The 24958-nt window shown below is 68.5% G+C and carries 21 protein-coding genes; 15 read left to right on the top strand and 6 right to left on the bottom strand.

Going from position 1 to position 24958, the window contains the following annotated elements:
• Positions 1-45: 45 nt before the first annotated feature.
• On the bottom strand, positions 46-1395 hold the full coding sequence (locus tag BJ988_RS19430) for an LCP family protein (RefSeq protein ID WP_179659581.1): 1350 nt from the start codon (positions 1393-1395) through the stop codon (positions 46-48).
• A gap of 163 nt (positions 1396-1558) precedes the next feature.
• Between BJ988_RS19430 and BJ988_RS19425 the strand changes: the two genes are divergently transcribed.
• The 8 genes from BJ988_RS19425 to BJ988_RS19390 all read left to right on the top strand — a co-directional run bounded on the left by BJ988_RS19425 (position 1559) and on the right by BJ988_RS19390 (position 11557).
• Complete coding sequence (locus BJ988_RS19425) at positions 1559-3085, top strand: LCP family protein (RefSeq protein ID WP_179659580.1); 1527 nt, start codon at positions 1559-1561, stop codon at positions 3083-3085.
• 74 nt (positions 3086-3159) lie between these two features.
• Complete coding sequence (locus BJ988_RS19420) at positions 3160-4101, top strand: glycosyltransferase (RefSeq protein WP_179659579.1); 942 nt, start codon at positions 3160-3162, stop codon at positions 4099-4101.
• Complete coding sequence (locus BJ988_RS19415) at positions 4098-4997, top strand: glycosyltransferase (RefSeq protein ID WP_179659578.1); 900 nt, start codon at positions 4098-4100, stop codon at positions 4995-4997. The genes BJ988_RS19420 and BJ988_RS19415 overlap by 4 nt, the downstream gene beginning before the upstream one ends.
• Positions 4998-5065: 68 nt before the next feature.
• Positions 5066-6259 (top strand): UDP-galactopyranose mutase, encoded by a 1194-nt coding sequence (gene glf / locus BJ988_RS19410; protein WP_179659577.1) that lies wholly within the window; start codon positions 5066-5068, stop codon positions 6257-6259.
• The gene (locus BJ988_RS19405) at positions 6256-8289 is read left to right on the top strand and encodes a glycosyltransferase (RefSeq protein ID WP_179659576.1); all 2034 of its coding nucleotides are present in this window, start codon (positions 6256-6258) and stop codon (positions 8287-8289) included. The genes glf and BJ988_RS19405 overlap by 4 nt, the downstream gene beginning before the upstream one ends.
• The gene (locus BJ988_RS19400) at positions 8273-9175 is read left to right on the top strand and encodes an ABC transporter permease (RefSeq protein ID WP_179659575.1); all 903 of its coding nucleotides are present in this window, start codon (positions 8273-8275) and stop codon (positions 9173-9175) included. Before BJ988_RS19405 ends, BJ988_RS19400 begins: the two co-directional genes overlap by 17 nt.
• On the top strand, positions 9172-9993 hold the full coding sequence (locus tag BJ988_RS19395) for an ABC transporter ATP-binding protein (protein WP_179659574.1): 822 nt from the start codon (positions 9172-9174) through the stop codon (positions 9991-9993). Before BJ988_RS19400 ends, BJ988_RS19395 begins: the two co-directional genes overlap by 4 nt.
• 226 nt (positions 9994-10219) lie before the next feature.
• Positions 10220-11557, top strand: a complete 1338-nt coding sequence (locus BJ988_RS19390; protein WP_179659573.1) for an N-acetylmuramoyl-L-alanine amidase — start codon at positions 10220-10222, stop codon at positions 11555-11557.
• On the opposite strand, the gene BJ988_RS19385 is transcribed toward BJ988_RS19390, so the two are convergent.
• Positions 11554-12258 (bottom strand): TIGR03089 family protein, encoded by a 705-nt coding sequence (locus BJ988_RS19385; protein ID WP_179659572.1) that lies wholly within the window; start codon positions 12256-12258, stop codon positions 11554-11556. The two genes, BJ988_RS19390 and BJ988_RS19385, sit on opposite strands and share 4 nt — an antisense overlap.
• A gap of 23 nt (positions 12259-12281) precedes the next feature.
• Here BJ988_RS19385 and BJ988_RS19380 point away from each other — a divergent pair, with 23 nt between their 5' ends.
• On the top strand, positions 12282-13358 hold the full coding sequence (locus tag BJ988_RS19380; RefSeq protein WP_179659571.1) for a mannose-1-phosphate guanylyltransferase: 1077 nt from the start codon (positions 12282-12284) through the stop codon (positions 13356-13358).
• Positions 13359-13479: 121 nt separating this feature from the next.
• Here BJ988_RS19380 and BJ988_RS19375 read toward each other — a convergent pair whose 3' ends face one another.
• The 3 genes from BJ988_RS19375 to cofD are packed head-to-tail and all read right to left on the bottom strand — an operon-like array spanning position 13480 to position 16381.
• Positions 13480-14262 (bottom strand): DUF3105 domain-containing protein, encoded by a 783-nt coding sequence (locus tag BJ988_RS19375; protein ID WP_179659570.1) that lies wholly within the window; start codon positions 14260-14262, stop codon positions 13480-13482.
• 41 nt (positions 14263-14303) lie between these two features.
• Positions 14304-15371, bottom strand: coding sequence for a coenzyme F420-0:L-glutamate ligase (locus BJ988_RS19370; RefSeq protein WP_179659569.1), 1068 nt, complete (start codon positions 15369-15371; stop codon positions 14304-14306).
• Positions 15368-16381: a 2-phospho-L-lactate transferase gene (cofD, locus tag BJ988_RS19365; protein WP_179659568.1), complete on the bottom strand. Its 1014-nt coding sequence runs from the start codon at positions 16379-16381 to the stop codon at positions 15368-15370. The genes BJ988_RS19370 and cofD overlap by 4 nt, the downstream gene beginning before the upstream one ends.
• A gap of 350 nt (positions 16382-16731) precedes the next feature.
• On the opposite strand from cofD, the gene BJ988_RS19360 reads away from it, so the two are divergent.
• The 3 genes from BJ988_RS19360 (at position 16732) to BJ988_RS19350 (ending at position 21902) form a co-directional block, all read left to right on the top strand.
• Entirely contained in the window at positions 16732-16986 is a 255-nt protein-coding gene (locus tag BJ988_RS19360; RefSeq protein WP_008361238.1) for a WhiB family transcriptional regulator, read from the top strand.
• A gap of 195 nt (positions 16987-17181) precedes the next feature.
• Complete coding sequence (locus BJ988_RS19355; protein WP_179659567.1) at positions 17182-20088, top strand: glycosyltransferase; 2907 nt, start codon at positions 17182-17184, stop codon at positions 20086-20088.
• Positions 20085-21902 (top strand): DUF5719 family protein, encoded by a 1818-nt coding sequence (locus tag BJ988_RS19350; RefSeq protein ID WP_179659566.1) that lies wholly within the window; start codon positions 20085-20087, stop codon positions 21900-21902. The genes BJ988_RS19355 and BJ988_RS19350 overlap by 4 nt, the downstream gene beginning before the upstream one ends.
• A gap of 546 nt (positions 21903-22448) precedes the next feature.
• On the opposite strand, the gene BJ988_RS19345 is transcribed toward BJ988_RS19350, so the two are convergent.
• The gene (locus BJ988_RS19345; RefSeq protein ID WP_179659565.1) at positions 22449-22865 is read right to left on the bottom strand and encodes a metallopeptidase family protein; all 417 of its coding nucleotides are present in this window, start codon (positions 22863-22865) and stop codon (positions 22449-22451) included.
• Positions 22866-22914: 49 nt separating this feature from the next.
• On the opposite strand from BJ988_RS19345, the gene BJ988_RS19340 reads away from it, so the two are divergent.
• From BJ988_RS19340 to BJ988_RS19330, 3 genes are read left to right on the top strand one after another with little or no spacing between them, the layout of a single operon-like run.
• Positions 22915-23316 carry a DUF3499 domain-containing protein gene (locus BJ988_RS19340; protein ID WP_425490882.1) on the top strand — a complete coding sequence of 134 codons (402 nt, stop codon included), beginning with the start codon at positions 22915-22917 and terminating at the stop codon, positions 23314-23316.
• A gap of 19 nt (positions 23317-23335) precedes the next feature.
• The gene (locus BJ988_RS19335) at positions 23336-24730 is read left to right on the top strand and encodes a phosphomannomutase/phosphoglucomutase (RefSeq protein ID WP_179659563.1); all 1395 of its coding nucleotides are present in this window, start codon (positions 23336-23338) and stop codon (positions 24728-24730) included.
• The gene (locus BJ988_RS19330; protein WP_179659562.1) at positions 24730-24957 is read left to right on the top strand and encodes a Trm112 family protein; all 228 of its coding nucleotides are present in this window, start codon (positions 24730-24732) and stop codon (positions 24955-24957) included. The genes BJ988_RS19335 and BJ988_RS19330 overlap by 1 nt, the downstream gene beginning before the upstream one ends.
• Position 24958 lies beyond the last annotated feature (1 nt).

The raw sequence follows: 24958 nt of genomic DNA, 5'->3' as shown, positions 1-24958 counted from the left end.
CGTCCCTACTGACGAAGGTCAGTAGGGACGGCTGGGTGGAACGAGCTATTCGGGCAGACCCGTCGGCGTGCAGATGTCCGCCGGGATCTCGTCGACGGTGTCGTTCTTGATGTGGCCGAACATCGTCAGCGCGTCCTCCTTGCGCCAGTTGACCGCGAAGTCGCGGATCGGGACGCCACAGGTCATCGCAGAGCCGCCCGCGAGCGCCTTGAACGCCCACAGGAACTGCGCGCCGCCGATGACACTCATGCCTTCGCCGACCTTGAGCCCCTCGGCGCCCGTGCCCATCTCGGCGAGCTTGAACGGGTTCAGCAGCGTGGCGGGGCTGGTGGCCTTCTTGCCGATCGCCGAGATGACCTCGGTCTGGTTGGCGCCACGACCCAGGTCACCGGCCTCGGCCGCGTAGCGCGAGCGGGAGTAGGCGAGCGCGGTGACGCCGTCGACCTCCTGGCAGCCCTTCTGGATGTCCAGGCCGGCCTTGGGGTCCTTCATGTCCTTCTTCGGGCAGATCTCGATGCCACCCACGCCGTCGACGAGCCGGGCCAGTCCGCCCATGCCGATCTCGACATAGCCGTCGATGCGGACGCCGGTGTTCTGCTCGATCGTCTGGACCAGCAGCTCGGGGCCGCCGTAGGCGAAGGCCGCGTTGATCTTGGTCTCGCCATGACCCGGGATCGGCACGATGGAGTCACGCGGGAGGGTCACCACGATCGTCTTGCCGGCCCCGGTGTGCAGCAGCTTGATCGTGTCGGTGCGGCTGCCCGCGGCGTCACCGGTGGAGAGCTTCTTCTTCTCCTTGGCGGTCAGGCCCTCGCGCGAGTCGCTGGCGACGATGAGATACGTCTTGCCCGGCTGGTCCGCAGGCCGCTCGCCGGCGGTCGGCTCGTAGGGGACCTTGTCGACCTTGTTCCAGGCACTGATGCCGATCCAGGCGACCGCGCCGACCAGGATCAGGACCGGGATCATGACGATGGCGACGAACCGGCGGAACGGGTGGCGCTTCTTCGGCTTGGGCGTGCGGCCCCCGCGACCGCCGCGACCTCCGCCGTTTCCGTCGCCCGGACCGCCGGGGCCGCCGTAGCCACCGTTGCCGTACTCGCTCGGCTGGTTCCAGCCGCCCTGCTGCTGGTAGCCCTGGTCATAGCCCTGCTGGCCATAGCCCCGCTGGTCGTACCCAGGTGTCGGCGCGATCTGTCCCGGCTCAGGCAGCGGCCGGTCGTAGCCACCGCGCGGCGGCGCCGGGGGCGGCGAGCCCGCAGGAGGTCGCCCGACCGTGGGCATGACATTGGTGGGCTCCGGTCCCGAGGACGGAGCGGACTGACCGCCACCGTACGCCCAGCCGTACTGCTGCGACCGGGGATCGTTGGGGTTGCCCGGGTTGCGGGGGTTTGGCATGCGCTCAAAGGTACCGTGCCGCGCCGCTAGAGTTAGACGGCGCGTCGCACCCCTTTGTTACGCGTGTGACTAGTGATACTGACGGGGCAACCCTTTTGCCAGGTAACCCCCCTCGCCCGGCAAAACCTGCCCGGTCAAGAAGAACTTCCCCGAGGGACCTGTGATGGCTGACCAGAACTACCGGCCCCAGCGTACGGCCGCCGAACGCGCCTCCCGCGTGCGTTTCCGCCGTGCCATGGCGCTGTTGCTGATCACGCTGCTGCTGCCCGGCTCGGCCCAGCTCGTCGCCGGCAACCGCCGCGTCGGCCGGATCGCGATCTGGACCGTCCTCGGTCTCGCGGTCACCGCCGGGCTGGTCTTCGGCATCTCCCTGCTGTGGCACGGCCTTGTCTTCCGGCTGGGTACGACGCCGTGGCTGCTCGGCATCTTCCGCTTCGCGCTCATCGCCGGTGCCATCGCCTGGGCAGCGCTCTTCGTGGACGCCTGGCGCCTGGGCCGCCCGCTCGAGCTCGACCTCAAGCAGCGCCGCATCGTCGTCGCCATCAACGGCGCGCTGGCCTTCTCCGTGGCCGCGACCATGATCTTCGGCGCCCACCTGGTCGGCGTGCACAAGGGCATGGTCGAGGCGATCTTCGCCGGCGCCGAGGCCGCCGAGGCCCACAACGGCCGGTTCAACGTCCTGCTCGCCGGCGCCGACTCCGACGGCGGGAAGACCCGCTGGGGCCTGCGCCCCGACTCGCTCACCGTCGCCTCGATCGATGCCGTGACCGGCCGCACCGTGCTCATCGGCCTGCCCCGCAACATGCAGAACTTCACCTTCGACGACGGCTCGCCGATGGACAAGGAGTTCCCGCGCGGCTTCGACTGCGACGGCTGCTACCTCAACGGAGTGAGCACCTGGGCCGGTGAGCACAAGGAGCTCTACAAGGGTGAGAAGGACCCGGGCATGGCCGCCACCGTGGACGCCGTCGAGGGCATCACCGACCTGCAGATGAGCTACTACGCCATCGTCGACCTCAACGGCTTCGAGGAGATCGTGGACGCGATCGGGGGAGTCACCCTGAAGGTACGCCAGCCGATCCCGGTCGGCATCCCCACCGACAGCTTCTACACCCACATCGAGCCGGGGACGAAGAAGCTCGACGGGTTCGAGACCCTCTGGTACGCCCGGGCCCGTCACGACTCCGACGACTACTCCCGGATGGCCCGCCAGAAGTGCGTCCTGAACGCGATCCTGCAGCAGACCAGCCCCGCGGACGTCGTACGCCACTACCAGGACGTCGCGAAGGCGACCGGGTCCACGATCACCACGAGCGTGCCCCCGAGCGAGATCGAGCGCTTCTCCGCGCTGGCCCTCAAGGCAAAGTCGCAGAAGATCTCGACGCTCTCGCTGGTGCCGCCCCTGGTCAACACCTCCGACCCGGACATGTCCGACATCCACGCCGAGGTGCGCAAGGCCGTGAAGAAGGCCACTCCGAAGAAGGAGGAGGTCTTCGAGGGTCCCGGCACCGACGGCGAGAGCAAGGCGCCCACCCAGAAGGCCGACGGCACGACTGGCGGCAAGACCAAGTCGGCCGGCGACTCCGAGGCCGGCTCGGACAAGGGCGGTCCGGTCACCGGCGGCTCACTGGGCTCGCGCAACAAGGGCTACCAGGCCAACGAGACCGACGACCTCGCCTCAGCGTGTTGAACAGCGGGTTAACCGCAGGTCGCAGCGACTCGCTGATTCCCGGGATACCCCGCGGTCGCGGCTAGTCTGGATCCGTGCCAGGGAGCAATCGTGTCGCCGCCGTCGTGGTGACCTTCAACCGTCTCGAGCTGCTGCAGCGACTGCTGGAGCGGATCGACACGGTCGCCGGTCTCGACGAGGTGATCGTGATCGACAACGCCTCTACCGACGGTACGTCGCAGTGGCTGGCCGAGCTCGACGGCGCCGATGGGGGCGCGACCACCAAGAGAGCGGTGCCGGTGGTCGCTCGCACCCTGACGCGCAACAGCGGCGGCGCCGGCGGTTTCCACGACGGCCTGGAGGTCGCGATCGAGCGCGGCGCCGACCTGATCTGGCTGATGGACGACGACGGTCTGCCCGACCCCGACTGCCTGGACCTCCTGCTGAAGCAGACCGACCTGGACTTCTGGGGGCCGCTCGTCGTCGACGAGGACGACCCCGGCCGCCTGGTCTTCCCGATCCGGCTCCCCGGCCGCTCGAAGGTCGTGCACCAGCTCGCCGATGTCGAGCGGGCCGCCACCGACGGCCTGATCAAGGACATCGTGATCCCGTTCAACGGCGTCCTGGTCACCCGCGACCTCGTGGAGCGGATCGGCTACCCCCGCGCGGAGTACTTCATCTGGGGCGACGACCACGAGTACCGCCTCCGGGCCGAGAAGGCCGGAGCCCGGATCGCGACCGTCGTCGGTGCTCAGGTGCGCCACCCGGCCGTGGGCGACCTCGGCACGCCGATGGCGTGGGGGAGGGCGACGTACAACCACACGCCGAGCGACCTGAAGCACTACTGCATGGCTCGCAACAACCTGCTCAACCTGCGCGACTACCGAGGGTGGCCCTTCGCTTTGGCTTTCGTCGCGAAGACTCTATGGTTCTACCTGCTCACCAAGCCGCAGCCGAAGCGGATTCGGCTATCTGCGCAGGCGTGGTGGGCGGCCGTCCGGGGGGACTTCAGTGGACACGAGAGGTTCCTTCGTTGAGCACCACCCGTGAGACGGTCGCGATCGTCGTCGTCACCTACAACCGCGCCGACATGCTGCGCGGGCTGCTCGACGGGCTCACCAAGCTCGACCGGCCCGCCGACGCGGTGATCGTCGTCAACAACGCCTCCACCGACCACACCGCCCAGGTGCTGGCCGAGGCGGTCACGCCCAATCTCCAGGTCATCGACAGCCCGGAGAACCTCGGCGGCGCCGGCGGCTTCCATCTCGGCACCAAGGCCGCGGTCGAGCAGGGCTGGGACCGCCTCTACCTGATCGACGACGACGTCGTCCCTGCCCACGACTGCCTCGAGGTGCTGCTCGCCCAGGACGAGGACTGCCTCTTCTCGGTCCGCGAGGACCGCAACGGCAAGCTGATCGAGCTGGCCGCGCTCAAGTTCGACCTGCGCAACCCGTTCGCGATCAAGCCCAAGACCGCCTCGGTCATGGACACCTACCCGACCCGGGACGCGCTCCCGGAGCGGGTCGCGGTCGAGAACGTCGCCTTCGAGGGCTTCATGATCCGCCGCAGCGTCCTGGAGGAGATCGGCCTCCCCGATCCGTCCTACTTCATCTTCTACGACGACGTGGATCTCGCGATCCGCGCCCGCCGCGCCGGCCGCACCATCTGGGCCGTACGCGACGCGGTGCTCGTGCGACAGCTCGACTTCAGCCAGCAGCACGACCTGGCCGGCTGGAAGGGCTTCTACATGTACCGAAACCTCTTCGTCGTCCACTTCCGCTACGGCGAGAACGTCCTCGTACGTCTCAAGCCCTGGCTCATCACCGCGGCTGTGGTCCTCCTCAGCCCGCTGCGCGGCGGCAAGCACGAGGCCGTCAACGTGATCAAGGCCCTGCGCGCCGCGCGGGACATGCGCACCCTGCCCAAATCTTGAACCGTCCCACCCGCCTGAACCAACTCCCTGACCGACTCCTTACCCATAGAGACCTAGACTGAGCGATCGTGTCCTCTCCTGAAACCACTCCTGACCTCGTCGTCGTCGGCTCCGGCCTCTTCGGCCTGACCATCGCCGAGCGCGCCGCCTCCGAGCTGGGCAAGAAGGTGCTCATCATCGAGCGCCGCCACCACATCGGTGGAAACGCCTACTCCGAGTTCGACGAGGAGACCGGCATCGAGGTGCACAAGTACGGCACCCACCTCTTCCACACCTCCAACCAGAAGGTGTGGGACTACGTACGGAAGTTCACCGACTTCACCGACTACAAGCACAAGGTGTTCGGGAAGTACAAGGGGCAGGTCTACTCCCTGCCGATGAACCTCGCGCTGATCAACCAGTTCTTCGGGAAGTCGCACACCCCCGACGAGGCGCGCGCGCTGATCGCCGAGCAGGCCAGCGAGTTCAAGACCGAGGACGCCCAGAACCTCGAGGAGAAGGCGATCTCGCTGATCGGCCGCCCGCTCTACGAGGCCTTCATCAAGGGCTACACCGCAAAGCAGTGGGAGAAGGACCCGACGGAGCTGTCGCCTGACATCATCACGCGCCTCCCGGTCCGCTACACCTTCGACAACCGCTACTTCAACGACAAGTACGAGGGGCTGCCGGTCGACGGCTACACCGCGTGGCTGGAGCGGATGGCGGACCACCCGAACATCACCGTCATGCTCGACACCGACTTCTTCACCGTGGTCGACGACTTCAAGGGCAAGGTCCCGATCGTCTACACCGGCCCGGTCGACGAGTACTTCGACTTCTCCGCGGGCAAGCTCTCCTGGCGCACCGTGGACCTCGAGTCCGAGACCCTCGAGGTCGACGACTACCAGGGCACCGGCGTGGTGAACGCCAACGACCCCGAGGTCCCGTTCACCCGGGAGCTGGAGTTCAAGCACCTTCACCCCGAGCGCGCCGAGCGCTACAAGCCGGGCAAGACGATCGTGGTGAAGGAGTACAGCCGATTCGCCCAGGAGGGCGACGAGCCGTACTACCCGATCAACACCGCGGACAACCGCGAGAAGATCCTGGTCTACCGCGACCTGGCCAAGAAGGAGCCGATGGTGCTCTTCGGCGGCCGCCTCGGCACGTACAAGTACCTCGACATGCACATGGCGATCGCCTCGGCGCTCACCATGTTCGAGAACAAGCTCCGTCCCCACTTCGAGGACGGCACCCCGCTCACCTCCGGAGGCGTTGACGAATGAGCGTGACCCGACTGCTTCAGCGGCAGATCCTGCCCCTGGACCGTGACTCCGACGTACTCCCGCTCTACGTCGACAACCAGGCTGCCATCCTCGACGCCGACAAGTACGAGGTCGGCTCCGACAAGACTGCCCAGGCGCTGAACAACGCCCAGATCCGTCAGTCGATCAACGACGGGACCCAGGTCCACCCCGACCAGATCGAGTCGCGTACGGCGCTGCGGATCCTGAAGAGCGAGCGGCTCTCGCTCGGCACGTACTTCAACGCGTTCCCGGCCAGCTACTGGCGCCGGCACACCGTCGTCGACAGCGTGAAGCTGACCGTCGCCCTCCAGGGCCGCGGCGCGAGCGTCATCGTCTACAAGTCGATGGCCAACGGCCGCTCCCAGCGCGTCGACTCTGCAACCACAGACGACACCGGCACCAACACTGTTGATGGACTGAGCACCTTCACCTTCGACCTCCCGCTGAAGCCGTTCGTCGACGGCGGCTGGTACTGGTACGACGTCGTCGCCTCCGACGAGGACGCCGTCATCACCTCGGCCGAGTGGACCGCGGAGGTCCCCGATGACCGGGCCGAGCACGGCACGGTCGACATCTGCGTCACCACGATGAACAAGCCCGACTTCTGCGCCAAGCTGCTCGCGCAGATGGGTGAGGACGAGGCGCTGCGCCCCTACCTCGACACCGTCTTCGTGATGGAGCAGGGCACCAAGAAGGTCGCCGACGACGTCGAGTTCCCCGCGGCCGAGAAGGCCCTGGGCGACCTGCTGCACATCATCGAGCAGGGCAACCTGGGCGGCTCCGGCGGCTACGCGCGCGGACAGCTCGAGTCGCTGCGCAAGGGCACCGCGACGTACGCCCTGATGATGGACGACGACGTCGTCTGCGAGCCCGAGGGCATCATCCGTGCGGTCACCTTCGGTGACCTCGCCAAGCGGCCGACCATCGTCGGCGGCCACATGTTCTCGCTCTACGCCAAGTCCCGACTGCACTCCTACGGCGAGATCGTCCAGCCGTGGCGGTTCTGGTGGCAGTCGGCTCCGGGCGTCTTCGGCGACTGGGACTTGGGCGCCCGCAACCTGCGGTCGACCCGCTGGCTGCACAAGCGCGTCGACGTCGACTTCAACGGCTGGTTCATGTGCCTGATCCCGCGCAAGGTGATCGAGGAGATCGGGCTCTCGCTGCCGGTCTTCATCAAGTGGGACGACTCCGAGTACGGCCTGCGCGCCAAGGCCGCCGGCTTCCCGACCGTGTCCTTCCCGGGTGCGGCCGTATGGCACGTCCCGTGGACCGACAAGAACGACGCCCTCGACTGGCAGTCCTACTTCCACCAGCGCAACCGCTTCGTCGCCGCGCTGCTGCACTCGATCTACGACGACGGCGGCCGGATGGTCACCGAGTCGTTCTCCCACCAGATCAAGCACCTGGTCTCGATGCAGTACTCCACGGTCCTGCTGCGCCACCAGGCGCTGCTCGACGTGCTCGCCGGCCCTTCGATGCTCCACGAGACCCTCGCGACCCAGCTTCCCGCCGTACGCCAGATGGTCAAGGACTTCCCGGACGCGCAGCTCGAGGCCGACCGAGACGAGTTCCCGCCCGTGCGCCGCCACAAGCCGCCGCGCAAGGGCAAGGAGGACACCGACGTCCCGACCAACCGCGAGGTCAAGCTGGCCGCGCTCAAGGCGCCGATCCGGCAGCTCATGAAGCCACGCAAGCTCTCCACGGAGTTCCCCGAGGCCGAGCTCGCCGCGATGGACAACCAGTGGTACCGGATCACCAAGTACGACAGCGCCATCGTGTCGATGAACGACCAGCAGGGTGCTGCCTTCTACCGCCGTGACAAGAAGCTCTTCAACCAGATGCTGAAGGACACCATCAAGGTGCACCGCCAGCTCAAGCGTCGCTGGCCCAAGCTGGCCGAGGAGTACCGCTCGCAGCTCAGCGAGTTCACCTCGCCCGAGGCTTGGGAGAAGACCTTCGAACCGTGGAAGGTCGCTGAGGAGAAGGGGACCGATGGCAACCGGAGTTGATGAGCGTCCCGTACGGATCGTCGACGCACCGCTGGCACCGCCGGCGGAGAATCTCGGGCTGCTCTCGGTCTTCAAGCGCCGCTACCTCCTCAAGCTGCTCGTGCAGCGGGAGATCAGCGGTCGCTACTCCAACTCGATCCTCGGAGTCTTCTGGTCCTATATCAACCCGCTGACGCAGTTCTGCGTCTACTGGCTGTTCATGGGCAAGGTCATGGGGATGTCCGACGCCAAGGGCATGGAGAACTACCCGGTCCACCTGTTCGCAGGGTTGGTGATCGTCCACTTCTTCACCGAGACCTTCGGAGCAGGGACCCGGTCGCTGATGGGCAACAAGGGCCTGCTGAAGAAGATGGCGATGCCGAAGGAGATGTTCCCGGTCGCCTCCATGCTGGTCTCGCTCTACCACCTGGTGCCGGCGACCCTGATCCTGGTCGTCGTCTGCCTCTTCAGCGGATGGAAGCCGTCGTGGGAGACGGTTCCCGCGTTCCTGCTCGCTCTCGGCATCGTGATGGCGCTCGGCACCGCGCTCGCGCTGGTCTTCAGCCTGGCCAACGTCTTCTTCCGGGACTTCGGCAGCGCGGTCAACATCCTGACCAACTACATCCGGTTCGGCGTACCGATGATGTACCCGTTCACGATGATCGAGGGCTTCCTCGGGGACAAGTCCTGGATCTACCTGCTCAACCCGATCGCCGATGCGGTGCTCCTGTTCCAGCAGGCTTTCTGGGTCGGCGCGACACCCGATCCGGAGAAGTCCGCCGCCACGCTGCCCGATGACCTGTGGATGTGGGGCCTGGGTGCGTTCGGTGCATCGCTGGTGCTGCTGGTGATCGCCCAGCTGATCTTCAGCAAGCATGAGAACAAGATCCCGGAGCGCCTGACATGACCCTTCGACAAGCTCAGGGCAGCGCCGCAGACTCGATCGTGGTGGACGGGGTCACCAAGCACTTCACGCTCCGCTACCACCGCAGCATCAAGGACATCACCGTCGCCAAGATGAAGGGGCGGGCGGTCTCCAACACCTTCAAGGCGCTCGACGACGTCAGCTTCACGATCAAGCAGGGCGAGTCGGTCGGCCTGATGGGGCTCAACGGCTCCGGCAAGTCGACGCTGCTGAAGCTGATCAGCGGTGTGATGCGGCCCGACCAGGGTGTGGTGAAGACACGTGGCCAGATCGCCGGCCTGATCGCGACCGGTGCGGGCTTCCACCCACAGCTGTCCGGCAGGGAGAACATCTTCCTCAACGCGGCGATCTACGGGCTCTCCGCCGAGGAGACCGCCGAGATCTACGACGACGTCGTGAGGTTCGCCGAGCTCGGCGACCACCTCAACTCGCCGGTGGGCAACTACTCCTCGGGGCAGTACTCGCGCCTCGGGTTCTCGGTCGCGGTCCACATCGACTCCGACATCTTCCTCGCCGACGAGGTTCTCGCCGTCGGTGACAAGCCCTTCAAGAAGAAGTGCATGGAGAAGATGGAGGAGATCCGCGACAGCGGCCGGACCGTGGTCTACGTCAGCCACGCCGCCGGCTCGGTCAAGCGGATGTGCGACCGGGTCATCTGCCTGGAGAAGGGCCGGCTGGTCTTCGACGGTGATGTCGACGAGGGCATCGAGTATCTCCACTACGGTGAGGACGACGGCAAGAGCTCGGCAGCGCAGAAGAGGCTCGACGCCGCTGACAGCGCGCTCGGCGCGGAGGTCTGAGCCTGCGACCTGCGACGGAGTCGCAGGTCGCAGCGCGAAGAGATCGAGCGAGCGCGCGGGTGAGCTTGCGAACCCGCGACTGCGGGTCGAGATCCAGCCTGAGGAGATTAGGTCAGAAGCAGCCCGCGGGGAATTACAGATCTGTAGTTCCCCGCGGGCTCTTCCCTTTGCGTGTGGCTGATGTGAAAGATGTTCCCTGGTGTTACGGAACCAGGGGGATCCAGACATGTTCTCGCAAGCTGGGCAACGGAGGGTGGGCGACGTTCAGCGCGCTCGCTCTCGCTACGTCGTCTCGACCCAGCAGCTGCTCGTGCTCGGGGTCGTCATGGCGGCGCTGTTTCCGGCGAGCACCGTCATCGACCTGAGAGTGGTCCGCCCCGGCGAGGTCCCGGTGTCAGGGAGCCCGGTGTCAGCAAGCCCCGTGGTCGCGCCGGTGGCGGCACAGGTGCCCGCGGACACGGTCCGAGCCCGTCTCGAGGAGATCTCGCTGACCGCGCCCCTGGCCGAGGGACGGCAGTCCGGACGCGGTGCTGTCGGCCGACTCACCGCGGAGGCGAAGAAGGCCACCTCCCGGAGCGATGCGGTGACCTTGACCAGCCTGCCCCAGCCGGTCGACGGCTTCGGGACGGTCGGGCTCACCTGGGCGCCCGGCGCGGTCGTCCCGGAGGATGCGGTCGGGGCCGACGTACGCACGCTGGTGGACGGGACCTGGAGCGACTGGCAGGCGCTGGACGTCCACATCGACGACCACGCTCCTGATCCCGACTCCGCTGAGGCCGACGGGTCTCGCCCCGGCACCATGGAAGCGGTCGTCGGCGAGGTCGACCAGGTGCAGACGAGGCTGCGGCTGAGCGGTGCTCAGGTGCCCGCCGATCTCAGGCTGGCCGTGATCACGCCCGGTGAGACGGCCACGACCCGGAGCGAGTCCCCCGAGATCGGTCCCGGGGCGGATGATGCGCCGGAGCCGACCCAGACCGCCGAGCCCAGCATCTACAGTCGCAGCCAGTGGGGCGCCGACGAGGGCGTACGCGAGGCCGGTCCGCCCCAGTATCGCGAGGTCCGCGGTGGGTTCGTGCACCACACCGTCAACACCAACTCCTACACCAGGGACCAGGTGCCGGGGATCATCCAGAGCATCTACACCTACCACGTGCAGAGCCGCGGCTGGCGCGACCTCGGCTACAACTTCCTGATCGACCGGTTCGGCCGCATCTGGGAGGGCCGCTACGGCGGCGTCGATCGTCCCGTCGTGGGCGCCCACACCTCGGGCTACAACAGCCATGGCTTCGGCGCCTCCGCGATCGGCAACTTCGACGAGGTCGCGCCCTCGGCGGCGCTGGTGAACGCCTTCGGCACGCTGTTCGCCTGGAAGCTGTCGCTGCACGGTGTGCCCGGCAACCAGGGCTCGACGCGCATGGGCGACCGCACCTTCTCGCACGCGATCATGGGCCACCGTGACGCCGGCTCCACCGCATGCCCGGGCCGCTACCTCTACCCCGAGCTGAGCACGATCCGCTCACAGGCGGGTTCCAAGCAGGAGGCCTGGGCCGCGCGCGCCGACTAGCTCCTGGTCGGGCCTTGAGCCCGCTCGCTCTCCGCGAGAGCGGCGAGGCGCTCGTCGGTCGCGTTGGTGACCAGCACCAGCGAGCCACCTCCGGCGAGCAGGGAGGCGAGGAGCTCGGCGCCGGCCGGCGAGGCCGAGGGGACGGTGGAGAGCAGCCGTTCGGCCTTCCCGTCGCCTCCGAACAGGTCCGCGTGGCTGGTCTCGACGCCGGCCCACGAGGTGGCCGGGTCGTCCGCGGTCGGCGGGTCCCAGGGGGTGAACGCATCAGGCTGTCCCCAGACCTCGATGCCGACGTCGTGGACGTCCTGCGGGAGCGGGTCGGCGAAACGTACGCCGAACGGCAGCAGGGAGCAGGCCAGCGTCGGCCGCTTCCCGGCACCGTCTGCCCAGCTCGCCAGGGTCTCGGGCCCGCAGACGACGGCGTCGGGGCTCTCGTGATCGGTCACCACGAGCCCGGTGTTCCAGGCGGCACCGAGGAACACCGTGGCCAGCCAGTGCGCGGGCAGGTCGATACGGATGCTGTCGCCCCGTTCGAGGCCGTGCTCGTCGACGAGCAGGCCGGAGGCCTTGGCCACCCAGTTGGCGTACGTCGTGGTCGACAGCTCCTGGCGCTCGCCGCTCGCTTCGTCGTAGAAGGTGACCAACGGGCCGCCGGGGTCTGCCCGCAGGGCTTGGGCAAGGGTCTCGGGGTAGGTCTGCACGTTGAAACCCTAAGGTGTGCGGCATGACGTTCTGGGCAGTGATCCCCGCAGGTGGTGCCGGCACACGGCTGTGGCCGCTCTCGCGGTCCTCTGAGCCGAAGTTCCTGCGCGACCTGACCGGCCACGGACGTACGCTCCTGCAGGAGACCTTCGACCGTCTCCAGCCCGTCTCCGACGGCATCATGGTCGTGACGGGTGCCGTGCACGAGCGCGCGGTGTGCGAGCAGCTGCCGGAGGTGCCGCACGACGCGATCCTGGCCGAGCCGAGCGGGCGCGACTCGATGGCCGCGATCGGTCTGGCCGCGGCCTTCCTCGAGCGGCGCGATCCAGATGCGGTGATGGGCTCCTTCGCCGCGGACCACGTGATCCGCAACGTCGACAACTTCCACGACACCGTACGCAGCGCCGCGGCCGTCGCCGCCGACGGCTGGCTGGTGACGATCGGGATCTCGCCGACCTTCGCCTCGACGGCGTTCGGCTACATCGCCGAGGGCAAGGCGTTGGCCGGTCACCGGGGTGCCTACCTGGTCGACGAGTTCGTAGAGAAGCCGTCGGCGGAGGTCGCCGCCGGCTATCTGGCGACCGGACGCTACCGGTGGAACGCAGGGATGTTCGTGGTCCGCCCGACCGTCCTCCTCGACCTGCTTGCGGAGTCGGACCCCGGCTTCACCGAACGACTGCGGGCCATCGCCGCCGAGCCGTCGCGGCTCGCGGAGCTGTGGGAGACGCTGCCGAAGATCGCCGTCGATCATGCGGTCGCGGAGCCCGCTGCCGCGGCGGGCAAGGTCGCCACGGTGCCTGCCGACCTCGGCTGGGACGACATCGGCGACTTCGACTCGCTCGCGACGCTGCTCCAGGCCGCCTCAACCGCCTCGCCCGACGGTCCCACGATCCTCGGCGACGCCACGCTCGTCCACGCCCTCGACTCCACGGGGCTGGTCGTGCCCCACTCCGGTCGCATGGTCGCCCTCATCGGTCTCGAGGACATCGTCGTCGTCGACACCGACGACGCCGTTCTGGTCACCACCCGTGCCCACGCCCAGCAGGTCAAGAAGGTCGTCGCCGCGCTCAAGGACTCCGACCGCACCCACCTCACCTGACCACCGCGTTGGTCTCGACACGCCTCCGCCTAGCGGCTCCGGCGGCTCGACCAGCGAGATGAACGAAACGGCCGCCTCTCCCGAAGGAGAGGCGGCCGGCGTACGTCTTGAAGGGCCCAGCTCACATGGCCTGGGGCTCCGGGGTGTCGGTGTAGGGGTAGGTGGTCATGAAGTCCTTGATCGCCTCGCCGGAGACGCCCTCGCAGTACTGGAAGACGCCCTTCTGGGTGGAGGCCTCGGTCGGGTTCGCCGGGTCTGCGTACCAATGGGTCATGGCGATGTGGGTGCCCGAGGGGAACTCGGTCTTCTTGTCGCCGGCGACCGCGGTCTCCTTGGCGTCGGCAGCGGTCCACGGGGCCGCGATGAACTTGTAGCGGAAGTTCGACGTGCCGGAGAACTTCTGACCGATGGCGCGGAGCTCGTCCAGCTCGTCCTCGGAGACGGTCTCGTCGTACCAGACGATCGTGTAACCGTGCTCGAGGTTGTGCACCAGCGCCTCGAGGTCCGGGCGGTCGTCGGCGGAGTAGAACTTGCGCGACATGTCCGCCGGAGCGACGTTCGCCTCGTTCCAGTGCGGACCGTAGGCCGGGGGAGCAGTGGTGTAGGTCTGCTCGGTGCCGGTCGCGATGTGGTTCTGGTTGCCGTCGGCCTTGGTCTCGATGATCTTCTGACAGCCGGCGGACTCGGCGCTCTTGCCGATGTCCTGCAGCGCGACGTTGTCGAACTCGCTGTCCTTGATGAAGCCGGTGATCGGCCCCCATGCGGCGGCACCCACCATCAGCACCGCGATGGTGACGCAGACACCGATGATCGCCGCACCACGGACGCGCTCGGCGCGGCCCTGCTTCTTGCGAATGTCGTTGATGACCGCACGGCGGTCTTTGCTAGGCGACTTGTTGGCCACGGTTCGGCGTACCTCGGGTCTTTTGTCGGGACGCGCAGATTCTAGGTGGTCAGTGGTAGCAGATGGGAAGTTGCCCCGTGATTAACGTCATTGCGCTCGCAGCGCCAGCCGTGCGCGAAGGCCAGTGCGGCGATCACCGCGGGGTCGGCTCCGGCCACCTGAAGCCCGCCCTCGTGCGGGACGGGGGAGGTCCCGGTCACCTCCGTTACAGCCGCGGAGAGCTCCTCGATGCTCGCCGGTGCTCCGAAGGGAGCCTGGTCCTCGGCGGCCCCCTTCAGGGCACGTACGACGGCCTCCCGGGCGCCGAAGCCGAAGAAGTCCGACCCTTCGGGACGGATGAGCGTGCTCGCTCCCGGCCCGTCGTCGCCGGGCTCGCGGACCAGGTCGGCCCGGCCGCGCAGGATCGCGAACGGCCGCGCGCCGAGCTTGCCCTGGGAGATCTCGGCGGCCGACGCGATCTCGTCGACGACCGCGGGGGCGGTGACGACGAGGTCGTTGCCGAAGGCGTCGATCTGGCCGGCGAAGCTCTCCAGCACCTCGAGCCCGGCCGAGCCGATCGCGATGTCGGTCTGCCCGTCGCGCCAGGCTCGCCCGGCGGTGTCGGTGATGATCACCCCGACGTTGGCTCCGGTGCGGTCACGGAGCGTGGCCCGCAGGGTGCGCGCGGAGGCGTCGGGATCCAGGGGAAGCAGCACGATGTGGCCGGCCTCGACGTTGGAGGCGTCGATCCCGGCGGCGGCCATCGTCAGGCCCAGCCGGCTGCGCACGATCTGGGTGGGCCCGCGCCGTGCCACGACCCGCGTCGTCTCGCCGGGGAGCGCGTCGTCCCGGTTGCCCTCCCGCACCTGGCCCTCCGCCTTGGAGACGACCTTCGAGGTGACCACGACGATGTCCCCGTCCCGCAGCGCCGAGACGTCACGTACGTCGGCCGAGACGTCACCCGCGTCGGCCGAGACGTCACGTGATGCCAACTCGGCCGACGGGAGTGACGTCTCGGCACGGTCGAGGGCGTGGAGGAGCAGGGCGGCGAGGTCGTCGCCCTTACGGACCTCGGGTACGCCGGCAGGGGCCATGACGGTGATGCCCCGCCCGACGTTCTGCCCGGTCATCGGGCGACCAGCCCGACCGCGGCGGCCGCGATGTCGGCGGTGGCGTCCTCGGAGGACATCCACAGCGGGACGGCGGTCGCCTTCAGCCCGGACTCGGTGAGAGCGGGAACGGCGTCCGCGTCCGCGGTGTCGACCAGCCAGCCGTCGAGCACCCCGCCGGAGCCCCGCTTCCCGTAGTGCAGACCGACTGCGGCGGCGGTCGCGTCGACCCCGACCGCGGCCAGCATCTGCTCCGCCATGCCGCGTACGTGATGACCGCTGATGATCGGCGAGATCCCGACGACCGGTGCCGATGTGGCGACCAGGCCCTCCCGGATCCCGGGCACGCCGAGGACGGTCCCGATCGAGACGACCGGGTTGGACGGCGGCACGATCACCAGGTCGGACTTCAGCAGCGCGTCCATCACCCCGGGACCCGGCTTCGCCTCGTCCTGACCCACGAAGATCAGCTTCTCGACGGGCACGCCGGCCCGCAGGCGTACCCAGTACTCCTGGAAATGGACGACCGCGAGTCCACTGGGTGAATCCGCGTCCTTGACCGCCACGTGGGTCTCGACGCGGTCGTCGGTCATCGGTAGGAGCCGCACCCGGTCGCCCCACACCGGCTTCAGCCACCGCTCGCACAACGCCGCGGTGACCTGCGACAACGAGAAACCGGCCTCGAGCATCTGGGTGCGTACGAGGTGGGTCGCGATGTCGCGGTCGCCGAGCCCGAACCAGGTGCCGGGCACCTCGTAGGCCTCGAGCTCCTCCTTGATCGACCAGGTCTCGGCCTTGCGGCCCCAGCCGCGCTCGTGGTCGAATCCGTTTCCGAGGGTGTACATCACCGTGTCGAGGTCGGGGCAGACCTTGACGCCGTGCATCCACAGATCGTCGGCGGTATTGGCGATCACGGTGACCCGGGCATCTTCCTCAATGCCCGGGACGCGGCCGGCGGAGATGCCGTGGAGGAGCCCGGAGATGAACTTCGAGCCACCATGGCCGCCGGAGAGAACGGTGATGTCACGCATGGCCCTAGCCTCTCAGACGAGGGCCAGCACCCCTGCTCCAGCCGGTATGAAATGCCTGTGTTAATGCGGCCCTAGCAGATTTGAGGGTTGACTTGTGGCACCGACAGGCATGTAATTTCATCAGTGTCATTCGAAACGGAACCAGGAAACGACAGCGTTGGAGACAGCGCCCAGGATCTCGGGAAAGTTTCGGCAAGGGGACTGCATCAAAAATGCGGCCTAGGTCGTAACTAGAGGCAGTACCCGCAAAACGGGGGGATCGGTTACCTGCCGATGGCGTGAGGTGACTGGCCCAAGATGGGGTCACGGTCCCAAATTCAGCTGAATAGGGTCGAAAGGTCGGATAGACGATGAGAGAGCTGTTTCTCCTCGAGCCGGACACCGACGAAGGGGGCTGGCAGGAGCGCGCTCTGTGCGCGCAGACGGATCCGGAGGCGTTCTTCCCTGAAAAGGGTGGATCGACTCGGGAGGCCAAGAAGGTCTGCCAGACCTGCGAGGTGCGCCAGGACTGCCTTGAGTCTGCTCTGGGCAACGACGAGCGCTTCGGAATCTGGGGTGGACTCTCCGAGAGGGAGCGCCGCAAGCTGAAGAAGCGCGCAGTCTGAGGCAACAAGCAACACGAGCCAGCAAGGCCCGGACCGTCAAGGTCCGGGCCTGCTGTCCATTTACGATCGTTTCGCGAACCGCGCGGATACGGACCTGATGCCCGCCTGATGCCCACCTGATGCCCACGGGGATATCTTCGATCACCCGACAGGTCCATTCGGTCTATCACCGGTTGGGCACTAGGGTTGCCGATCGTGCAAGCGTCGGTCGCTCTCGTTCTCGTCTCTCATAACGGCGCCGGCTGGCTTCCGACCGTCATCGACGGGATCCGGAACCAGCAGGCTCCGGTGAGCTTTGCCGTCACGATCGACACCGGCTCGACCGACAGGTCGGTCGAGATCCTGGAGGAGACCTTCGCCCAGGTGGTCAAGCTCCCGGCGTCGACGACGTTCGCGGACGCGGCCAACGAGGCGCTCGCGATCCTCCACCAGGCGGCGCAGCCGCCGGAGTGGATCTGGTTCCTCCACGACGACTCCACCCCCGATCCGCACGCGCTGGCGACGCTGCTCAACGCCGCCGAGGAATACCCGGAGGCCGACATCCTCGGCCCCAAGATCCGGGAGTGGCCCTCGCTGCGCCGGATGCTCGAGCTCGGCGTCTCGATCTCGGTCACCGGAAACCGGGAGACCGGTCTGGAGCGGGGTGAGTACGACCAGGGCCAGCACGACGAGGTACGCCGCGTCCTGGCAGTCAACACCGCAGGCATGCTGATCCGTCGCGAGGTCCTCGAATACCTGGGCGGCTTCGACAAGCACCTTCCCGTCCTCGGCACCGACATGGACCTGGGCTGGCGGGCCGCCAACGCCGGGTTCACCACCATCGCCGTCCCGGATGCGGTCGTCTTCCACGTGGAGGCGGCCCACCGCGGCGTACGCAAGACGCAGCTGACCGGTCGCCGGATCCACTACCAGGAGCGACGGGCCGCGCTCTACACCCTGCTCGTCAACAGCGGACGGGGAACGCTGGCGCTGTGGATGGTCCGGTTCTTCTTCCAGACCCTGTGGCGGATGCTCGGCTTCATCCTCGTGCGCGATCCTGGAGCGGCGCTCGACGACCTGGGCGCGCTCGGCTGGATCTACGGCCACACCGGCCAGATCGTGCTCGCCAAGCGGCAGCGCCGGAAGCAGGCGCATGCTGACAAGGACGTGGTGAAGGCGCTGCTGCCTCCGCCGTGGCTGCCGTACCGACACGGTCTCGACTTCGTCTCCGACGTCGCCAACGCGGTCACCCTGCAGGCCTCCGACATCGCCGAGCGGCGCCAGATGGCGCAGGCAGAGGCCGATCCGGCCTCCTTCGCCGCCAAGCGGCAGGCCGACCGGGCCCAGCTGGAGGAGGACGAGATCCCGGCCGAGACCGGGTTGCTGGTGCGTCTGTTCACCAACCCGGTCGCGGTGCTGCTGGTCGTCGTCGGCATCCTCGGCGTCATCGGGGCGCGGGCGGCTCTCGGAGGTGTGGCCGGCGGTGGCCTCGGACCGACGCCGCAGAACGTGGGCGACTGGTGGCAGCTGCAGTTCGAGTCCTGGCACGCGATCTCGCAGGGCACCGGCGTGCCCGCGCCGCCGCACATCTTCCCGCTGGCGGTCCTCGCGACGTTCCTCGGTGGCAACCCGAGCCTGGCGGTCACCGGCGTCATGCTGCTCAGCTTCCCGATCGCGCTCGGCGGGGCGTGGCGGCTGCTACGGGTCGTGGGCCGGCTGATCAGCCACCTCGGCGCGCCTCGTTGGCTGCTGCTGTGGGGTGCGACGGCGTACGCCCTGGTTCCCTACGCCAGCGGTGCCTTCGGTGACGGCCGGATCGGTGCGGTCGTCGTCGGCGCGCTGCTGCCCTGGCTCGCCCATGCCGCGCTCGGGTTCAGCGACCCCGTCGCCGACCGCCGCTGGCGGGCCGGATGGCGCACCGGTCTGCTGCTGACCGTCATCACCGCCTTCGCGCCGATGGCCTTCCTCGTCGCGGCCGTCTTCGCGACGGTCATCTTCATCGTCGTACGCAAGCTGATGCCCGCGGTCCTGCGCGACCGGGACCAGTGGGGTCCTCCGGCCGCGGCGATCGCGACGCCGGTCGGCCTGCTGATCCCGTGGTGGCTGCCGCTGATCTTCTCCGGTGGCTGGGCCGGGCTGCTGCTCGACCCGGGCCGGTTGCCGGCCCCGGTCGCCGGCGGCTTCGACCTCCTCGTGGGCCGGGTGACCGGGCTCGACGGTGCCGACCTCGGTGCGCCGTGGTGGCTGGGCCTGGCGCTGCCGCTGCTGGCGGTGCTCGCACTGATCCCGAGCCGCACCCGCATCCCGGTCCTGGTCTGCTGGATCGGCGCGGTCGCGACGGCCCTCGTCACGATGCTGCTTTCCTGGATCCCGATCCCGCTCGACGCCGGCATCGCCCGCGTCGGCTGGGGCTTCCCGCTGGTCGCCATCCAGGGCTTCGCGGTCGTCGCGGCTGTGCTGGGCGCCCAGGGTGCGATCCTCGACGGCCTGCGCGGTCTGCGGAAGGTAATGGTCGGCGTGGCTGCCGCGGCAGCCGCAGTCGGTGTGGTCGGCAGCCTCGGTTGGTTCGTCTACGCCGGCACCGGCGACCTCACCGACAACACCCGGGCCCTGGGTCACACCGGTGTGCCGTCCTACATGCTCGACCCGACCTCGACCACGCTCGGGCCCGAGGACGGCGTCCTCGTGCTGCGCGGGTCGGTCGACGAGGGCATCCGCTACGCCGTCCTGCGCAACGACGGGATCACCCTCGGTGAGGACGAGATCGCGCAGGTCGCCGGTGGCTCCGACGAGCTCACCGGAGTCGTACGCCGCCTGGCGGCCGACCCCGACGACGCGGTGATCGGTGACCTGGCCGCGCAGGGTGTGGCCTACATCGTGATGCCCGGGCCGGCCGACTCCTCGGTCGCCGAGGGGATCGATGCCTCCGGCTCGGTGACCCAGGCGAGCACCGTCGAGCGCTCGACCCGTGCCTGGCTGCTCGACTCCTCACCGAGCGACCCGGGCGTGACCGAGTCGCAGTCCATCATCCGTACGATCCTGTTGGTCCTGGCCGGGATCGGGCTGTTCGTCGTTCTGGTCCTGTGCCTGCCGACGCTGGTCCAGAGGAGGGAATCGGCATGAGCGATCCACGTGACCCCTATGACCGCTCGCAGGAGCAGCCGGCCGACGACGTCTACGGCCAGGAGCCGTGGATGCTGGACCCCTACGCGGATCCCTACGCCGACCCCTACGTCGGACAGACTCCGGGCCATGTCGCGCCGGAGTACACGCCCGAGCAGATCTACGCTCAGGAGCCCTACGTCCCGGGGCCGGAGACGGGGCAGATGCTGGCCCAGACCGGTTACTCGCCGGACTATCAGACCGGCGAGTTCCAAGCCGCGAACCAGCCCGACTACGAGGCCTGGCCGACCCCCGACGAAATGCGGGGTGACGAGCCGCAGGCCGAGTCCGAGCCCGCCAGAGGCAGTCGGATGGCTGCCGCCGCGGCGGCAGCCGCTGCCGCCCGGCCCCGGCTGCGCAGCGTACGCAGGCAGCGGGGTCGCCGCCTCGACAACACCGCTCTGGTGGCGTTTGGCCTTGTCGCCGCGATGGCGGTGGCCCTGCTGCTCAACCGGCCCCACCAGTGGGAGCAGCCGACGCTCGCCGCCGACAGCAGCGCGCCGAAGGCGGCCACCGTGGTCTGCCCCGGCAAGCCGAAGGCCGGTGCCGACCAGATCGCCGTCACCAACGCCGCCTCCGGCTCGGGCGAGGTGGCCCTGAGCGGCCCGGGTGCGGGCAAGGGCTCGCAGGCCACCGTCGGCTCCGGCAAGGTCACCAGCGTGTCGGCCAAGCCCGGCTCGGTCGTGGTCCGGGCAGGCAAGGAGGTCGCGCCCGGCCTGGTCGCCGGACGCTCCACGATCAAGCCGCTCGCGGCGACGGGCTGTCTGCCTCCGCAGGCGGAGGCCTGGTTCCCAGGCATCGGCGCGGGTGCCACCCACAACTCGATCCTCGAGCTCGCCAACCCCAACAGCGGTGCGGCCACCGTCGACATCTCCCTCTACGACGAGAAGGGTGTCGTGGCGGTCCCCGAGGACCTTCGCGGCGTCGCGATCCCCGGCAACACCACGCGCACCTTCGATCTGCTGAACGTGATCCCGCGCGAGGGCGACCTCTCCCTGAAGACCACGGTCGTACGCGGCCAGGCCGGGGTGATGGTCCGCGACCGCGAGGTCGCGCTCGAGACGCAGGCAGCGAGCGAGGACTACTTCTCGGGCCAGTCGACGCCGGCAGAGACCAACCTGCTGGTCGGCTACCCCAACAGCTCCGCGAGCCGCACGCTCACCGTCGTCAACCCGGGAGACGCCCAGGTGAGCGCGGAGCTGCGCCTGCTCACCCCGAAGAACGTGCTCACGCCGGAGGGAGCTCCGGAGATCAGCGTGCCGCCCAACGGTCAGACGCAGGTCGACCTGACCAAGCTGCTCGGCAAGGACAGCGCCGCCGACGCCTTCGGTGTCGAGATCGTCGCCACCGGCCCGGTCAGCACCGCCATGCGCTCGGTCGACGGCGGCGACGTCGCGATCACCACGGCCACCGAGACGCTCTCTGAGGCGACCGCCGTGGTCGTTCCGGCCGGCCCCGCCGTCGGCAAGAAGCGCGTCGTGATCTCCGGCCCCGTGGCCAAGACCGGGAGCAGCGGCACCGTCAAGGTGATCCCGACGAACGCGAAGGGCAAGGCGCTCAAGGCCAAGTCCGTCGAGGTCGGTCCCGGCGTGGGCGCCGAGATCGAGGTGCCCGCTGACGCCGCGCTGATCCAGCTCGTACCCGAGGGTGTTGAGGTCAACGCGGCCGTGGTGATGAGTGGTGACGGGGATGCGGTCGTGCCGTTCCGTCCGTTGCGGTCGGAGGTGCGTACCGCTGGGGTTGCGCCGGGGTTGCCGTTGCCTTTGGGGCCCTAGTCCTTCTTCTTGGCTCGCTTAGGTCGGTGTGCTTTGTGGTTGGGGTTTGCCGCCGACCCGTTCTTGGACGGCGACGAGAATTTTGGCTGGCTATCGGGTCGGCGGCAGGGGTTTGGCGCGGAGGTTTGGGTGGGGCAGGGGCTTGGGCCTGGTGATCCGTTGCCCCTGGGCGAACGAAAATTCGTTCGGGCACCCAGGGGCGTTCTCGGCTGGGACTTGGCTAGTGCGGGCGAACGAACTTTCGTTCGCCCAGAAGAGCGCCTTCTCGTCAGCTGGTTTTCTGCTGGCCGTAGTGACATAACGGCGACCTGTCGTAGGTGATTTCCCCGCGGCCACACCCGGGCCGCCGCCCCGATAGCCAGCCAAATCTTTTCTCGACATGGTCCGGTGTCCAGGATCGCCGAAGGCGACCGGCGGAGCCGGCGGCCGAAGGCCGTCCTTGACTCCGGGGCAGGTCGAGAAGACCCTCGAAGGAGGGTCGGCGGCCCAGACCAACCCGAAAAACCAGTACCAAATGCGCGCCGGAACGAGAAAGACCGCCAACCCTCAAGGCTGATAGCGCGGATGGACGTCCTCGGCAGCGATCCCGAGCAGATCCGCGACCTGCTCCACCACGACCATGAGCACCATCGCCTCGACCTCGGCGCGGGTCTGGCAGCGGTGCTCGATCGGCCGCCGGTAGACCACCAGGCGAGCCGGGGTCGCGCCGGAGCCGCGCTCCAGCGACCCGAGCGGGATGTGGTCCTCGACGGTCCACTCCTTGGGGATGTCCGGCGACTCCTCGACGGCGTACTCGATCAGACCGAGCCGTGACTGCCAGCGGGCATCGATGTCGCTGACGATGGCGAGCGCGATGTCGTCGAAGCGCTCCCGGCGAGTGCGCAGGGTCGGCACCTTCGGGTCGGTCGGCACGGCCATCGGACCACGTCTTCCGCGGCCGTGTCGATCCCTGTGCCTGGTCATGTACGCGAGCCTAACTGCGCGGCTGGCCTCTGGGGAGTACGGTTCATCCGTGACTGCTCGCCGTTGTTCGCGTACCGCCTGCCAGCGTCAAGCCGTCTGCACGCTCACCTATGTGTACGCCGACCAGACGGCCGTGCTCGGCCCGTTGGCGACCTATGCCGAGCCGCACGCATACGACCTGTGCGAGGAGCACGCCGAGCGGCTCTCTGCGCCCAGGGGCTGGGAGGTCGTCAGGCTGGCCCGCGAGCCGGTCGACCCGCAGCCCAAGGGCGACGATCTGCTCGCGCTGGCCGACGCCGTCCGTGAGGCAGCGCGGCCACCCGCTCCCGCCCCGCGAGGCCCTGCCGGCGCTCCCGGGCCAGAGGCTCCTGACGGGTCCGGGCCGAACGACGGCCAGCCCCGCCCAGGTGGCACCCGCCGCGGCCACCTCCGCGTGCTGACGTCTGAGTAGGACGACTAGAGTTCCGGACATGCCGGAGAGAGTTCAGCCCGACGTCGCCAACGCCGTTTTCAAGGCGTACGACGTCCGTGGCACCGTCCCTGACCAGATCGACGAGAACCTCGCCCGGCTCGCCGGGCGGGCCTTCGTGCACGTCGTCGGCGCATCGCACGTCGTGGTCGGGCACGACATGCGCCCCAGTTCCCCGGCACTCTCGGGAGCCTTCGCAGACGGTGCGACCGAGGCCGGCGCAGACGTGACGATGATCGGGCTGGCCTCGACCGACGAGCTCTACTTCGCCTCCGGCCACCTCGGCCTGCCGGGCGCGATGTTCACCGCGAGCCACAACCCGGCGCAGTACAACGGGATCAAGCTCTGCCGGGCCAACGCGGTCCCGGTCGGCGCGGAGACCGGTCTCGACGAGATCCGCGACCTGGTCATCTCCGGTGCGGCCCCGATCGCGGAGGTCGCCGGCAGCATCAGCGAGACCGACGTGCTGGAGGCGTACGCCGCGCATCTGCTCGGTCTGGCTCCGGTCGTGGGCCGCAGGCTCACCATCGTCGCCGACGCCGGCAACGGCATGGCCGGCCATACCGCACCGGCGGTCTTCGGCCGCCTGGGCGAGGAGGCCGTGGAGCTGATCCCGATGTACTTCGAGCTCGACGGCACGTTCCCCAACCACGAGGCCAACCCGCTCGACTCGACGACCCTGGTCGACCTGCAGGCCAAGGTGCGCGAGACCGGTGCCGACGCCGGCCTGGCCTTCGACGGTGACGCCGACCGCTGCTTCCTGGTGGACGAGAAGGGCGAGGTGGTCAACCCGAGCGCGATCACCGCCCTGATCGCCGAGCGCGCGCTGGCCAAGGAGCCGGGCGCGACGATCATCCACAACCTGATCACCTCCCGCGCGGTCCCCGAGATCGTCACCGAGCTCGGCGGCACCCCGGTGCGCACCCGGGTGGGCCACTCCTACATCAAGGCCGTGATGGCCGAGTCCGAAGCGGTCTTCGGCGGTGAGCACAGTGGCCACTTCTACTTCCGCGACTTCTGGCGCGCCGACTCCGGCATGCTCGCCGCCCTGCACGTCCTCGGCGCGCTCGCGAAGACCGACGAGCCGCTGAGCCAGCTGTTGGCGTCGTACGCCCGCTACCCGATGAGCGGCGAGATCAACTCCACCGTCCCCGACCAGGCCGCGACCGTGGCCGAGATCGAGAAGACGTACGCAGAGCGCGACGGCGTCACCGTCGACAAGCTCGACGGGCTGACCCTCTCCCACGCCGACTGGACGGTCAACGTCCGTGCCTCCAACACCGAGCCGCTGCTGCGGCTCAACGCGGAGGGCAAGGACATACTCACCATGGAGCGCGTGCGCGACGAGGCGCTCGCGATCATTCGAAAGACTCTACCTAGTGAAAGGCGTAACTGATGAGCGCGCTGGGCCTCAGTGAGAAGCTGCTGGAGATCATCGTCTGCCCGCAGTGTCACGGCGACCTGCTGCCCGTCGAGGCCACGGTGCCCGACCAGGATGGCGAGCTGGTGTGCCAGGGGGAGTGCGGCCTGGCCTACCCCGTCCGTGACGGCATCCCCGTCCTGCTCATCGACGAGGGCCGTCCCACCAAGGGTTCTTCCAAGGCTCAGCCGACGGAGGGGTGAG

The sequence above is a fragment of the Nocardioides panzhihuensis genome (assembly GCF_013408335.1).
GTDB classification, from domain to species: Bacteria; Actinomycetota; Actinomycetes; order Propionibacteriales; family Nocardioidaceae; genus Nocardioides; species Nocardioides panzhihuensis.
The sequence above is the reverse complement of the archived record's forward strand: the minus strand, read 5'-3'. Positions and strand labels throughout refer to the sequence as shown.